The sequence below is a fragment of the Acinetobacter sp. RF15B genome, assembly GCF_007558235.1.
Classification (GTDB): domain Bacteria; phylum Pseudomonadota; class Gammaproteobacteria; order Pseudomonadales; family Moraxellaceae; genus Acinetobacter; species Acinetobacter lwoffii_C.
The window spans coordinates 170,785-183,654 of the sequence record NZ_VLSR01000004.1; the positions used below are offsets into that span (position 1 = coordinate 170,785).

The 12,870-nt window shown below is 44.2% G+C and carries 14 protein-coding genes; 3 read left to right on the top strand and 11 right to left on the bottom strand.

Annotation, left to right across the window (positions count from 1 at the left end):
- Positions 1–383 precede the first annotated feature (383 nt).
- Entirely contained in the window at positions 384–881 is a 498-nt protein-coding gene (locus tag E2K74_RS04535; protein WP_151204255.1) for a Dps family protein, read from the top strand.
- A 306-nt stretch (positions 882–1,187) separates the two neighbouring features.
- Here E2K74_RS04535 and E2K74_RS04540 read toward each other — a convergent pair whose 3' ends face one another.
- The 3 genes from E2K74_RS04540 to E2K74_RS04550 are packed head-to-tail and all read right to left on the bottom strand — an operon-like array spanning position 1,188 to position 2,897.
- Positions 1,188–2,060: an MBL fold metallo-hydrolase gene (locus tag E2K74_RS04540; protein WP_151206508.1), complete on the bottom strand. Its 873-nt coding sequence runs from the start codon at positions 2,058–2,060 to the stop codon at positions 1,188–1,190.
- 2 nt (positions 2,061–2,062) lie between these two features.
- Positions 2,063–2,479, bottom strand: a complete 417-nt coding sequence (locus E2K74_RS04545) for a YeeE/YedE family protein (RefSeq protein ID WP_151204253.1) — start codon at positions 2,477–2,479, stop codon at positions 2,063–2,065.
- Between the two features lies 1 nt (position 2,480).
- On the bottom strand, positions 2,481–2,897 hold the full coding sequence (locus E2K74_RS04550) for a YeeE/YedE family protein (protein ID WP_151204252.1): 417 nt from the start codon (positions 2,895–2,897) through the stop codon (positions 2,481–2,483).
- A 115-nt stretch (positions 2,898–3,012) separates the two neighbouring features.
- Here E2K74_RS04550 and E2K74_RS04555 point away from each other — a divergent pair, with 115 nt between their 5' ends.
- On the top strand, positions 3,013–3,321 hold the full coding sequence (locus E2K74_RS04555; protein ID WP_151206510.1) for an ArsR/SmtB family transcription factor: 309 nt from the start codon (positions 3,013–3,015) through the stop codon (positions 3,319–3,321).
- 24 nt (positions 3,322–3,345) lie between these two features.
- Here the strand turns inward: E2K74_RS04555 and E2K74_RS04560 are convergent, their stop codons facing one another.
- From E2K74_RS04560 to E2K74_RS04595, 8 genes are all read right to left on the bottom strand, one after another.
- A complete protein-coding gene (locus E2K74_RS04560) occupies positions 3,346–3,708 on the bottom strand; it encodes a YidH family protein (RefSeq protein ID WP_151206512.1) in 363 nt (120 codons plus the stop codon).
- Positions 3,709–4,419: 711 nt separating this feature from the next.
- On the bottom strand, positions 4,420–5,340 hold the full coding sequence (gene catA, locus E2K74_RS04565; RefSeq protein WP_151206605.1) for a catechol 1,2-dioxygenase: 921 nt from the start codon (positions 5,338–5,340) through the stop codon (positions 4,420–4,422).
- 147 nt (positions 5,341–5,487) lie between these two features.
- The gene (locus E2K74_RS04570; RefSeq protein WP_151206514.1) at positions 5,488–6,549 is read right to left on the bottom strand and encodes an NADH:ubiquinone reductase (Na(+)-transporting) subunit F; all 1,062 of its coding nucleotides are present in this window, start codon (positions 6,547–6,549) and stop codon (positions 5,488–5,490) included.
- Between the two features lie 15 nt (positions 6,550–6,564).
- On the bottom strand, positions 6,565–6,927 hold the full coding sequence (locus E2K74_RS04575; RefSeq protein WP_151206516.1) for a phenol hydroxylase subunit P4: 363 nt from the start codon (positions 6,925–6,927) through the stop codon (positions 6,565–6,567).
- Positions 6,928–7,031: 104 nt separating this feature from the next.
- Positions 7,032–8,567: an aromatic/alkene/methane monooxygenase hydroxylase/oxygenase subunit alpha gene (locus E2K74_RS04580; RefSeq protein WP_151206518.1), complete on the bottom strand. Its 1,536-nt coding sequence runs from the start codon at positions 8,565–8,567 to the stop codon at positions 7,032–7,034.
- Between the two features lie 93 nt (positions 8,568–8,660).
- Positions 8,661–8,927 (bottom strand): MmoB/DmpM family protein, encoded by a 267-nt coding sequence (locus tag E2K74_RS04585; RefSeq protein ID WP_151204246.1) that lies wholly within the window; start codon positions 8,925–8,927, stop codon positions 8,661–8,663.
- Positions 8,928–8,938: 11 nt separating this feature from the next.
- Positions 8,939–9,943, bottom strand: a complete 1,005-nt coding sequence (locus E2K74_RS04590; RefSeq protein WP_151206520.1) for an aromatic/alkene monooxygenase hydroxylase subunit beta — start codon at positions 9,941–9,943, stop codon at positions 8,939–8,941.
- A gap of 19 nt (positions 9,944–9,962) precedes the next feature.
- Positions 9,963–10,256, bottom strand: coding sequence for a phenol hydroxylase subunit (locus E2K74_RS04595; RefSeq protein ID WP_151206522.1), 294 nt, complete (start codon positions 10,254–10,256; stop codon positions 9,963–9,965).
- A gap of 414 nt (positions 10,257–10,670) precedes the next feature.
- On the opposite strand from E2K74_RS04595, the gene mobR reads away from it, so the two are divergent.
- Entirely contained in the window at positions 10,671–12,350 is a 1,680-nt protein-coding gene (gene mobR / locus E2K74_RS04600) for a phenol degradation transcriptional regulator MobR (protein WP_151206524.1), read from the top strand.
- Positions 12,351–12,870 lie beyond the last annotated feature (520 nt).

Genomic DNA, 12,870 nt, shown 5'->3' on the forward strand with positions numbered 1-12,870 from the left:
GTAGTGCATTGTTTAATAAAGGCGTTGTTGTGTTATTTTTTTAATACACCCAATGATCAAGCAAGAAAAACCGGCTTAAACTGCAAGTTTGGAGTTACTCACACAGAGATTAAGCCTTTGTTTTATTTGAATTTAAAATATTAAAATAAGTGCGGTTACAATCTTACTCTTAGGCTATACACAAGACCTAAACTTTAAGTTATTCATTCCTATAAAATTTATGGGATGGCGTAACTTAAGTTATACAGCCCGTGCTAATCCTGTGGTGATAAGCGGTTTCAGATGCTTTTGATCAAGCAAACTCAGTCCATTGAGGGCTTAAATCAGTAAGAAAGTGAACAGTTGATAAAAATAGATATTTAGATTTTTTAAGGAGTCACATTATGGGTTCTTCAAACACAGATGCACAGATCATGAAGATTGATATTGGTATCTCCGAAGCTGACCGTGCCAAAATTGTAGAAGGCTTATCCAAACTGCTGGCAGATAGCTACACATTGTATTTGATGACACACAATTTTCACTGGAATGTGACCGGTCCACAATTTAACAGCCTGCATACTATGTTTATGACGCAATATACCGAGCAGTGGAATGCGCTAGACCAGATTGCAGAAAGGATTCGTGCGCTGGGTTTTGCGGCACCGGGAACATATAAAGAATTTGTCAAACTGACTTCGATCCAGGAAGTTGAGGGCGTGCCTAACGCAGAGCAGATGCTCAAGTATCTGGTGACAGCGCATGAAACCACTGCACGTACCGCCAGAGAGCTATTTTCAGTGGTAGATGAAGTCAATGACCAGCCAACTGCTGATTTACTGACTCAACGTCTGGATGTGCACGAAAAAACGGCATGGATGCTCAGAAGTACCTTAGGCTAAGCACGGCCCCTATTTATAAATAATTTAAAAACTATAAATCCTAAGAATTATCCATTTTCCAAACACCCGAATGTCATCATTCGGGTTTTTTTTAGTCTTGTTGGCTGGGCAAATCAAAGCAGGACAATAAAAATCTCTATCTGTTGAGTACGCTGCAAAAGCTTCTTATCGAAAAATCTGCAATAAAATAGTCTGGCCCAACCATACCAAAAATAAAAAAATGCCTTATGCAGGGATAAGGCAATCTTCAGTCAGGCGCTTAGCCGTGCGAGCATCAGTGCAGATAATCGTCCAGCTCTACCCGCTTTATTTAAAATAGTTCAGGGGCAATTTTAAGTAAGACACGCCATTGGCTTCTGCCTCGGGAAACTGCCCGGCTTTCATATTGATCTGGATCGCTGGCAGAATCAGCTTGGGCATACTCAACCCGGCATCCCGCTGATTACGCATCTGTACGAATTCAGCCTTAGGCGTGCCCTCATGAATATGGATATTCTGGGTTTTCTGGGTCCGAATATCGGTTTCACAGTGATAGGACTGGCGTGTTTCAGGCAAATAGTCATGGCACAGAAACATTCGGGTATTTTCTGGAAGCTGATACAGCCTTTGCACTGAATCAAACAGTATTTCTGCACTGCCACGCGGAAAATCACAGCGTGCGGTCCCATAATCCGGCATAAACAGCGTGTCCCCCACAAAGACTGCATCCTCAATTACATAGCTCAGACAGGCCGGTGTATGTCCCGGTGTCGGAATATTATAGGCGTGCAGTGTTCCGATCTGGAACGACTCATGATCTTCAAATAAGTAATCAAAGAGCTGCTGGGCATTGAACTGTTTAATATCCAGATGATAGATGGCCCCAAAGGTGTCCTGCACAATGCCAATTTTTTGGCTCATGGCAATCTTGCCGCCCAATTCTGCTTTCAGATACTGCGCAGCAGTCAGATGATCGGCATGCACATGAGTTTCCAGAATCCACTCGACGCTTAATCCATGCGCCCTGACATAGGCAATGATCTGATCGGCATGTGTGGTTGCGGTGCTGGCCGAAGCGGCATCATAATCCAGCACGCTATCAATAATGGCGCAGCTTTGCGTTGCAGGATCACTCACCACATAACTGAAGGTATTGGTATCTTCATGAAAAAAATCCTGGACGACGGGTCTGTTAGACATATTTAAGCTCCTGCCCATTTACGATGAATCCATACACCCAGCATCATCGCAACAATAAAATAAAGTATCTGATAATGTCCCAGACCAATCAGGGTAAAACTGGGTGCCGGACATACGCCTGCAATGCCCCATCCTATACCGAAGAGTAAACTGCCAGAGATTAGTTTGGGATCAATCTGCTGATTTTTCGGTAAATCAATCGGTTCATTAAAAATAGTTTTTGGAGCCTGACTTCTAACTGCTTTCTGAAAAGGAATAAAAGCGACTGCAATTGCACCCATCATAACAAAAGCCAGACTAGCATCCCAGTCACCAAACACGTCCAGAAAATCGAGTACTTTTTCCGGATTGGACATGCCAGACAGCATCAATCCAACAGAGAACAGGGCACCAAAAACAAAGGCCAAGATATTTTTCATTTTAAAATGCTCCTGTAACATGGCGAATGATATAAACGATCACAAAACCAGCAAACATAAAAGTCAGTGTGGCAATGATAGAACGTCTGGACAGACGGCTGATTCCACAGATCCCATGCCCACTGGTACAGCCTGAACCCAACCGCGTTCCAAAGCCAACCAGCAAACCCGCAACGATCATCATCAGTGGGCTGGCATTCAGTTCAATATCAGGCTGGACAAATAATCCGTACAGGAATGGGGTAAGCACCAAGCCCGACATAAACCAGAGGGCCGGTGTTTTAAACAGGGTTTGAGGATTTAATACCTGACTAATCAGGCCACTAATGCCGGCAATACGGCCATTCACATACAAATAGCCCACCACCGAAACTCCGAGCATCAAGCCTCCGAGAAACGCGATCAGAAAATCATGCATAACACGCCTACCAATTCAATATATATTTTTATATTATATAAAATTAGATATTAATCAAGCTTTCTATGCTATTATTCTGTAAACACGCTGCTGTAGAGGAGCACAAGCCATTTCCATGAATATCGCACAAAATGCCAAAATTGATTTTTCTCAGGTAGATACAGTGACCAACTGCTTAAAAGTCCTGTCCAATCCTGACCGGTTGAGAATTTTATGTGTGCTGGTCGATGGCGAGCTGAATGTACAGCAAATCGAGGAATCTACTGACATTCATCAGCCGACCCTGTCACAGCAGCTCACAGTCTTACGCAAAAATAACATCGTGAATACCCGCCGTGAAGGTAAACAGATTTTTTATCAGGTCTCCGATCCTAACGTGCTGGTGATTATGCAGACGCTCTATCAGTTGTATTGCGCTGTTTAATGCCCGCATCCGGTGAAGACATTTTTAATGAATCCAGAAGGAAATAATCAGTAAGATACCGGTAAAGATGGTAAATAAATTCAACCAGACCGGCTGCCGGGTTTGATAGCCTTCAATAAATTCAGCAGGATTAAGCGATTTGAGACCTGTGCGATATTGTAAAATTGAGCCGATATTGACCAGCAGGCCAAAGACAATCACAGCAATCCCCAGCCATTCTGTATAAACAATTTTATGCTGATAGTGAACTGGATCAATCAACTGAACCAAGAGATTAGATTTTTCAATCACGAAACCAAAAGCAATTAAGGCCAGACCACTACGGTTCCAGGCCAGAGCGGTGCGTTCTAAAGCAAATAAAACCCGCGGATCCTGTAGGTTTGACATATTTATTCCTCCTCTATTTTCTGAACTGCCTCAGCTCGGGTATCGCTTTCCATCCGTCCATCGACCAGCCGGATGGTACGCTCACAAGGGAACAGACGGCCATGGATCATGTGTTACCCATAGTACCGCATACTCTCGCTTGCGATGTACTTGCAAAACAGCTCGAATATGTCTGCTGCGGTTTGCGCAGATTTCTGGGTCGGCCTCATCTGGCAACAATGAGGCAGGATGAACCATTAAATAAGGCCCGGACAAGGGCGACACCTTGCTGCTGTCCGCCACGAGCAGTACAGGAATCATCAAAAGCTTATAGGGGCTGGTTCGCCATGGCATCTCCGGTTAATTTTTAATGGTATATTTTGATTTAAAAGACCGATAATCTTTTTGTATGTTTTAATTCATACCCAGTTTTGCTCAGATTTAGATGCATTTTCTGGGTGTCTGTTCTTAATTAAAAACAGGCTAATGCTTAGCGCTGCTCTGGTCTCAATTGTGTTTCGCCTCCGTTGCTGATGATTAGCTTTGTGCAGTGCTTCAAGTCAGAATTGTGCAAAATTTTCTGACCCTATAATCTGCTTGACATGCTTCTTCAAGTAACTCGGAATCTTCCTGTTTTTGTCCACGACTTGCAGTTAAACAATCGGTATATTCCATACTATGTGCTGGGTGTAAAAAAACAGCCCGTTGGCTGTTTTTTTTGATTCCCTGCGTTCAGACACTGGCACGACGACGTTCCACCTTAGTCGATGGCGCATCCTGTATATCTTTCACCAATTCAATATTAAAACGGATGTATTGGAATGCCTGATCTAAACCACGACGCTGAATTTCAGCAGGATCTGTCACCTCAACGGCACTAGCAACCAGCCCCTCACGGGTCGCAAAGGCAAAGTCATCCCACAAGTACTGGTCACCCTCAATATTAAACTGCGTGGTTAATTTACGGAAACCCGGTGCAGAAACAAAATAATGCACATGGGAGGGTCGATTGCCATGGCGTCCGAGCTTGTTCAGCAAGGCTTGCGTGGTGCCTTGGGGTGGACAGCCATAGCCTACAGGCATTGTGGTTTGTGCCACATACTTCCCTTCAGCATCACTAAAAATGGTACGGCGCAAGTTAAATTCAGACTGTGATTTATCAAAGAATGAGTAGTTGCCTAAACCGTTAGCATGCCAGATTTCCACTTTGGCATTTTCAATGATATTGCCTTCAGTATCACTTACTGTCCCTTCAATAATAAGAGTATCAATCTGATGAGACTCTGAACCATCATCCATACGGGCAAACCCGACCGATTCAGGCGCACCTGCTACATAAAGTGGCCCTTCAATCGTACGTGGCGTGCCCCCTGTCACCCCGGCCTTGGCATCCGCCTGATCGGCACGTAAATCCAGATAATGTTCTAGTCCCAAACCGGCAGCGAGTAAGCCCAGTTCATTGGCTTTCCCTGCATCGGTTAAATATTCCAGGCCTTTCCAGACTTCAGAGGCTTGAATATCTAAATCTTCAATGGCTTGAAATAAGTCTGCCAGCAAACGCACGACTATTTGTTGCACACGTGAATCGACAGGGCCGGTGGCAGTCGCTACATTCATTTTTTTCACTAAAGCATCAATCTCTTGACGATTCATCTCACTCTCCTTAGTTCTTGCTTTGGCCAGTGCCTGTTTGCCCTTGGCACGGTGATAGTCTTTATAAAAGGTCAATACTTCAGCTGGTTCTGCATCCACATCGACCTGTTTTGTGAGTTTTTTATAAAATAACGGGCTAAAATATCTTTAAATATGCTTAAACAACGCTGAACGTGACTGTCCACTGGCACCATCGGCAGCACTTAAGAAACGTTCAGTATGAATATCCCGCTCAAATAACCGGCTTTGCATTAAGGTAGAAATGGCAGCATCAATCATGACCGGTGGACCACATAAATAGGCTTTGTGTCCAGCACAACGCTGTTCAAAATAGTCAGCAACCGCTTCATGGACATAGCCGGTGAAACCGGTCCAGTGATCTTCTGCTTTAGGTGCATTCAAGGCAGGAATATAGCGGAAGTTTGGATAATCCTTAATCCATTGTTCAAACAGCTCACGGTTATAGAGCTCGGCTAAATCACGCGCCCCCTGGAACAGGTAAATGGTGCGAGTATCACCGGATTCGAGTAAGTCCAGAATCATGGACTGCGGACTCGACAAACCAGAACCACCAGCAATAAAGATTGCATCCTGTTGATCTGATTTACGCACAAAGAACTGTCCATATGGTCCGGAGATTTCCAGCTCATCGCCTACTGCCAGTTGCTCATGTACATAAGTGGTTGCACTGCCGCCCGTCACATGGCGAATATGCAGTTCAATCACACCGGGCTGGCTGGGTGCATTGGCAATTGAAAAAGCCCGTGTCCCTTCAATATCAGGGAACTGCACATTAATGTACTGTCCCGCCTGAAATTCCATGTCCCGATCTAGTTGTAAACGCAGGCCTTTAATGGTCGGGGATAAATCGCGGATGTCTAGCACTTTGGCATGGTAGTCCTGTACCAGATAACCCAGAAAATCTGGATCTTCATCGACATCGGCTTCAATTACCATATCCGACTCAGGCTTACAGCAGCATGCCAGGACCTTCTGCTCTTCACGCTCCAGATCCATTAAGGCAAAGGGTGAGGCTTCGCCCACATCATAATAACCGTCCGTCACCTGCACTTTGCAGGTACCGCAGGTGCCATGCCCGCAGGCAAATGGTAACCACACGCCCTGACGTAAAGCGGCATCTAAAATGGTTTGATCTTCTTCAACTTCAATGGTGGTGCCAATTGGCTCAATTGTGACCTGATAGCTCATCTGTGACCTCCTGTCTTAAACATGCGCACCCTGATAACCCTTTAATCCTGGAGTTACAAAGCGAAGTAGAGATTTATGATCGAAACCAATTTCTGCCAGCGTCTGTTCCGGGCGTGGCTGAATGGCTTGTTGATTCAGCTTAAATTGCACTTCGTCCCAGTTAATGTGTTCAAAGTCAGGATGCTGATGAAAACCCGCCTGCATTTGCTGATCCAGAAACTCCTGAAAAGTCTGCTGCGGTGAAACCAGCATGGCATGGGCGGCACAATATAAGGTGTGATGATCCCAACCCACATAAATCAAAATGTTATCGCCATAGTGTTTTTGTAGATCGCGTGGTTCAAAGTCGTAATCTGGGCGAATAGCGCGTATTGCCATGGTCATTCTCCGTATTGGGGGTGGTTTGAGCCCTAATGGCTCAAACCCAAATCCTTTTAAATGTAAATCTTGAAATAAACTACTCGTTGGATATGTAATGCGCTTTAAGCTGCATCACCTTTCTCACCTTTCCATTTTTTCCAGCGCTGCTGGTCTGGTGAGCCTTCAATATCCAGATTGTCTGCACCGACATTGAAGCGGTAGTATTCACGCAACATGTTTTCCAAATCCAAGCCACCACAATTGCCTTGTAGAATCTGGTTGACTGGTAACCATGCCTGTACATATTTTTCCGGTTCACGCTCAAAAATATCGTGACAGCCATCTGAACAGGTGTGATAACGCTCGCCTTGATAAATCGACTCGCGATAAGTAAACAGGGTTGGATCATTTTCCATGTCGGTAAAGGTCATCGGCACTTGGCAAATCTGGCAGAGTTGTGGCAAACCTGAGCTATAAAAGCGCTTGCCTTCCGCTTCCATTTTTCGTGCCAGTTCCCAGCGTGGGCGGTAATACTTATCAAAAGTGTCTGGATATTTTTCAGAGAGCCAGTCCATCTCCTGATCAGTTGGAATCCAGGTATGGAAACCGGCTGCATGACCAAAGTTATAAAAAATCCACCATGCCTGATGCGATACGTGTTCTTTCTCTTTGGTGATCACTTCTGAATATTTCGGCATACGAATACCGTAACGGCTCAGATCATTAAATAATGCTCCTCCCGCTTCTTCAAAATAAGTTTCCCAGGCTTCTTTCCATGACATGACTTTGTTTGGCAGCATGTAATCCATCATCATGCCGACAATAGATAACAGTCGTGTACCGCGCCAGAACCATTTATCAATCCATTCCTGCACAATTGGCACGTTGTCTTCATGCTGTTCCAGCAAGAATTTGACGATTTCCAAGCCTAAAGTCATGTGACGGGCTTCATCCGACTGCGCGCTAAAACCAAAGGTCACGGTGGCCATATCACCATTATGGGCAGCACCGGACATGAACGGTACGAACAACAAGTTGGTCAAGACATATTCAAAGGCAAAACTGATCGCCAGCAGGAATTCAAACGGCCCGGCAGAGCGCGCATCTTCAAAGAAAGATTTTGGTACAGACAGGTACCAAACGCGGTCATGCATGTGCGACCAGTCCTGGAAACCATCAAAGAATTTGTTGTAATGGCTCATGGCATGAATTTGAGTCTGTACATGACGTAATTCATCAATTGACTGCATTTGTGATGCAATACGCGCCCCGACTCCGCTAAACTGACGCCCTACATGGGCATAACCTTGGAACGCCTGATATTCAAGTGGGGTAACCGCAGTTAAAAACAGTTTGATGGCATTTAAATAACGCTCATTGCTCACGTTTAACTGACCATTGTTTTGTGCAAACGCATCAAAAATAGCGTAGAGTTTTTTCTCTTTTTCAGCCTGATATTTCCAGTAGGTATCCATGGTTAAACGAAATGGATCTTCCCATTTGGACCAGTCGGTAATTTTAATGCCTTCAAATTCTTCATAAGGGAACGCTTCTTTACGATCTGTATAAGAAAAGTCCCAGTCTAAATCACGTGTTAACGCGCGATAGCGATCTTTGGCATTCAGTTTTTTTGCCGGGGTTTTAACTTGTGAATTCATGTTCATCATCCTTAAATTTTTGAGCGGCAATCTATGCAGCAATATGTTCTGCTGGCACTGCGCCAATCATTGGCGCAGTGCACATCCTTATTGTTAGTTCCAGTGCAGACGGAAGCTGTCGTCATCTTCTTCGACGTTGCCACCCAACGTAATCATGTTGAGTTGTAAAGACTGAATATCCCAATCCTGTCCAAGCTTTTCAGAGACCGTTTCTGCTTTGACAATCAGACCGGTTTCGCTTTCTACCCGAATCATGGCTGGCAGGTATTGAATGCTGGCATCTGGATTGTCTTCTTCAATCGCTTCAATGATGTAGCGTGACGTGTCATTATCCTGTAGTGCGAGATAAACCTTAGACATGCTGCTTCTCCTTAAGCCTGCAAAGTTTTTTCAAGTTCGATGCCAATTTTTTTACTGCGCTCCAGCAGTTTTTGTTCTGCAATTTCGACTGCATCGGCAGCTAAGACCTGCGCTGCCCACGGGGCAAATGCTGCTTTCACTTCAGGTAAATAGTCTGCTAACCACTGGCTCAATAACTGTTTGTTGTGTTCAGATTCTGCTGCAGCAGTTTTAAATACGCTGTCTGACCATTTGCGTAAATCAGCCAAGGCTTCCTGCATAAACTCAGTCAGCATGGCCAAATCATGCGCTTGATGTTCTGCCAGCCACTGATCAAACTGGGTATAGACCAATTCGGTCATAAAGCTGTCAATCACCAGGTTCTGTAATAAAAATAGTTTGAAATAGTCTTGCTCCGTCAAGCTTTGCTCACACAGCTTGCGTAGCCCTTGCCAAGCTTCATCCTGCATCCATGCCTGTTTGGCTGGAATTAAAGCGTCACCCGTGTTGCCATCTAAGGCCAAACCAACACGCGAAATGTACTGCGCCATGCCTAAACGGTCCATCGCGGCATAAATACAGGCTTGGGTCAGTACCGTGCCATAACCATAGGCACTGCCGGACATCATGTGTAAATTGGCTGTTTGTTCGATATGACGAAACGGTAAAAATAGCGCAATGACTTTGGCTTTGACTTCTTCAGAAATATGCGCTGCCAATTGGCGTTTTTCAAAAAAGCTAAAATTACTTTCGGCAATATCCTGCAAACGCGCACGGTGCTGCACATAAGTACCGTAATAAAACTGGCGTGGATCTTTAAACGCATACCAATCCTGCATTTCAATGGCAGTGTAGGTTTTATCATTTAAGGTTTTGTCCGGATTCCACAACGGACGGTAATGAAAGTTGGTTTCCGCCTGAATATCAAAACTGACTTCCTGGTAACGGGTGGCTGGCTTGTTGCCAAAACGGCGCTCAATATAGGCATAGTTTTGACGAATCGGTTCAATACCCGCTGTTTTGATTTCTAAAGTCATCGCTTATCTCCTTAAGCATTCAGTGTTGATCTTCATGATCAATGTTGTAGCGCTGTGCACCGACTAAGGTCTGGTGCTCAATGCCATAACGCCATTTGTCTTCTTCGGCATCATTCACGGCCTGTTGTTGTTCGCTCATTTCCACCACCTGATGGGTTGCGCAGAACTCGCGAAAGGCTTGCTGCGGTAACACCAGTTCCACATATAAAGTGGGATCGTGAATGGCAAAGTCGAACTCGACAAATGCGGCCTGAATATCCCCGGTCACCCGAATATATTTGGTTAAGGGTAAAGTGCCTGTTGCATCCTTCATGTTGTTCTCCTACAAGATCTGATTCATTCAGAGCTTGCTTCAGTTGCTTCATGCATCTGCTGCTTGGTTTTACTATTACAACAAGCGTGCCAACTTTATAAAAAACAATAGAATCAAAATCTTATAAAATAAGAGTATTTTTATCAGAATTATTTTTTCATGATTTGATGAATTTTTATTTTTTTAAATAAGTGAATTTCATGATTTGATGAAATATAAAGTGGAGTGATACAAAAAATTACCCTTAGACTAGGGCCAGTCTCACTAGAAACAGAATAAATAAAAATAATAAAAACATATGGATATAGCGCCATACCTTTAAGATTTAACTTGATACCGTTTAGGTATTATGAATTTCAGGGATTTTGCCTAAGATGACAGATGGCATCGAATTTAATGGATTAAACACGACGCATGGTACAAGTAAAATACGCCAACAACGGAAAATACGCAGCCTATCCTCAGGAAATTCATGACCTGCTTTCCAAACTGCATTTTGACACTGAACATGGACAAATCTGGTTTGATGAATATCGTATGCTGCTGATGCATACCAGCCTCATGGGGTATTTGCGTAAAGATCTGGCCAACATGATTGGCATAGAACGCACCAAACGCTTTTTTATCCGTCTAGGTTATCAGGCCGGATTAAAAGATGCTGAAGTCACCACCAAAATGCGCCCGGGTTTAAATGAAGAGCAGGTATTTATGGCAGGACCACAAATGCACGGGATTCGTGGCATGGTCAAAGTCGAAGCCAATCAGCTGATTTTAAATCACCAGAAAAAACAGTTTTATGCCGATTTAAACTGGTTCAATTCGTTTGAAGCCGATGTACATCTTGAGCAATTTGGACGGGATGATGAACCGTCCTGCTGGATGTTATTGGGCTATGCCTGTGGCTATAGCAGTTTTGCCACGGGCATGACCATTATTTATCAAGAAATTGAATGCAAAACCTGTGGACATGCGCATTGCCGTATTATTGGCAAGCCTCTGCATGAATGGGAAAATGCTGATGAACTGATCCAGTTTATGTCGCCAGAACCGATGGAAAAGGAACTGATTGCCTTACAGTCTGAATTATTTGAACTAAAAAAGTCGATTTATACGACCAGTAAAAATGACTACAGCATGTTCAGCTCGGTTGGGCAGTCTGCAGCCTATCAACGGGTGTGTGACTTACTCAAAGCCGCCGCCGGGGCCAAAGTATCGATTTTATTGCAAGGCGAAACAGGAGTGGGTAAAGAGGCTTTTGCCCGTGGTGTACATGAACTGAGTCAACGTAAAGAACATGCTTTTGTCGCCTTAAACTGTGCCGCCATTCCTCCTGAACTGATTGAGTCTGAATTATTCGGGGTAGAAAAAGGTGCATTTACAGGGGCGCATCAATCCCGTTTAGGCAAGTTTGAACGTGCGCACGGCGGCACCATTTTTCTGGATGAGGTGATTGAACTTTCCCCTCGCGCCCAGGCTGCTTTACTGCGAATTTTGCAGGAAGGCGAGTTTGAACGCGTGGGCGATTCACAAACGCGGCATGTTGATGTAAGGGTCATTACTGCCACCAACGAAGATCTGGAACAGGCCGTCAAGGCAGGCCGTTTCCGTGCCGACCTCTATTATCGTTTGAATATTTTTCCTGTACAGATTCCCCCATTAAGGGAACGCCGTGAAGACCTGCCGCTTTTGGTCGATCACTTTTTAAAACGCTTTGAGAAGATGTATGACAAACAGATTCAGGGGCTAAGTGAAAAAGCCACCGCTTTTATGCAGACTTATGCCTGGCCGGGTAATATCCGCGAGCTGGAAAATTTGCTGGAGCGCGCAGTACTGCTGACCGAAGATCAGCAACTGATTAAACTGCATGCCCTGTTCCCACAAATGCACACCCAGATGGAGGATCATCAGACTGAGTACCCTGCCAAGGATTTAGCTACAATGCTGACCACAGGATTTGATCTGGAGCAGCATGAACAGCAGTTAATTCAAACCGCCATGCATACAGCCAAACAGAATATTTCTGAAGCAGCACGTTTATTAGGTATTAGCAGGGCAAAGCTGGATTACCGGCTGAAAAAGTATCAGTTTATCTAAATGTGTTATTCATAAAGATGAGATTGACTCAGAGCATCTTTTTTAACATAACGCACAATTCCTGAGGTCGCCAGCCCTGAAACCCTGTAAGCGGTTACAATACTTAGCGTGGATAGGCGAGTTTTAGCTCAGGAATTCGATAAGCTAAACGCTATTTTCTAGAAACCTAATCAGTGCTTTTAGCACAACAAGTTTATGAATATAGTTAGGTTATTTAGCAAACATGCTGCTAAAAAACAGTTTGGAAGGATTGCTAATTAATATGACCAGCTCAAGGGTAATTATCAAAGTGCGGTTGCTTTAGCTGGTCTTTATATTTGACTGCATTTATAGGCTGAATTCTGAACTAAAAATATCGGCACACTTTAGAAAAAGCACTAATTCAAAGGCCTAGACGAATGAATATCTCTCAGAAACCAATCAACGTTTAAATCATCACCCAAGAAAAAGACCCGGCTTTAAAAGTTCGAGTCAGATAGTATTATAATCACATGGTGGTCCACTTCACATGCTGATCTAA

Bases quoted from the DNA above. Each gene is read 5' to 3' on its own strand.
- E2K74_RS04535 (WP_151204255.1), top strand. From the start codon at position 384: ATGGGTTCTTCAAACACAGATGCACAGATCATGAAGATTGATATTGGT.
- E2K74_RS04540 (WP_151206508.1), bottom strand. From the start codon at position 2,060: ATGTCTAACAGACCCGTCGTCCAGGATTTTTTTCATGAAGATACCAAT.
- E2K74_RS04545 (WP_151204253.1), bottom strand. From the start codon at position 2,479: ATGAAAAATATCTTGGCCTTTGTTTTTGGTGCCCTGTTCTCTGTTGGA.
- E2K74_RS04550 (WP_151204252.1), bottom strand. From the start codon at position 2,897: ATGCATGATTTTCTGATCGCGTTTCTCGGAGGCTTGATGCTCGGAGTT.
- E2K74_RS04555 (WP_151206510.1), top strand. From the start codon at position 3,013: ATGAATATCGCACAAAATGCCAAAATTGATTTTTCTCAGGTAGATACA.
- E2K74_RS04560 (WP_151206512.1), bottom strand. From the start codon at position 3,708: ATGTCAAACCTACAGGATCCGCGGGTTTTATTTGCTTTAGAACGCACC.
- catA (WP_151206605.1), bottom strand. From the start codon at position 5,340: ATGAATCGTCAAGAGATTGATGCTTTAGTGAAAAAAATGAATGTAGCG.
- E2K74_RS04570 (WP_151206514.1), bottom strand. From the start codon at position 6,549: ATGAGCTATCAGGTCACAATTGAGCCAATTGGCACCACCATTGAAGTT.
- E2K74_RS04575 (WP_151206516.1), bottom strand. From the start codon at position 6,927: ATGGCAATACGCGCTATTCGCCCAGATTACGACTTTGAACCACGCGAT.
- E2K74_RS04580 (WP_151206518.1), bottom strand. From the start codon at position 8,567: ATGAATTCACAAGTTAAAACCCCGGCAAAAAAACTGAATGCCAAAGAT.
- E2K74_RS04585 (WP_151204246.1), bottom strand. From the start codon at position 8,927: ATGTCTAAGGTTTATCTCGCACTACAGGATAATGACACGTCACGCTAC.
- E2K74_RS04590 (WP_151206520.1), bottom strand. From the start codon at position 9,943: ATGACTTTAGAAATCAAAACAGCGGGTATTGAACCGATTCGTCAAAAC.
- E2K74_RS04595 (WP_151206522.1), bottom strand. From the start codon at position 10,256: ATGAAGGATGCAACAGGCACTTTACCCTTAACCAAATATATTCGGGTG.
- mobR (WP_151206524.1), top strand. From the start codon at position 10,671: ATGGTACAAGTAAAATACGCCAACAACGGAAAATACGCAGCCTATCCT.